This window comes from [Mycobacterium] manitobense, assembly GCF_025821665.1.
GTDB lineage: Bacteria > Actinomycetota > Actinomycetes > Mycobacteriales > Mycobacteriaceae > Mycobacterium > Mycobacterium arseniciresistens.
In genome coordinates this window covers 1-420 of record NZ_JACKSJ010000044.1, presented here as the reverse complement: position 1 = coordinate 420, position 420 = coordinate 1, and the positions used below count along the sequence as shown (strand labels likewise).

At 68.1% G+C, this 420-nt stretch carries 1 pseudogene; it reads right to left on the bottom strand.

The window, feature by feature from the left end:
• A pseudogene (locus H7I41_RS30400) lies at window positions 1-420 on the bottom strand (MCE family protein); the annotation flags it as partial.

Below are 420 nucleotides of genomic sequence, written 5' to 3'. Positions count from 1 at the left end.
CGTCGGCAGCGCCTCGGACCGCCTGCCACCCTTCCTGCGCGGTACCCATCCGCGGGTTGAGCTCCAGCAGCACCGTGTTGGCGGCCGACGTGGCCTCGCCCATCCGGGGGCCCTGCCCGCGTACCCCTTCGGCGAGCGCACTGAGGCGAGCGCACTGAGCGTCGCGTTGAGCTTCACCGGATCAATGCGGTCCATTCTGGAAGACGGTGTTGACCTCGATCGCCACGTTGCGCGACGCGATCACCGCGCCCGCCGAAATCCGTTGCGGGCTCGGGTTCTCCGGGACGACAAGATCGACGTACTTGGCCCCGAACGCGGTGGTGGCCAGGATCTCGGCCTGCACATTGGCGGGAATGTGTTGGCGGGAATGTGATCGACCCGGTCGGGGAACAGTTCCAGCTTGAGCCGTACCGGCCCGCC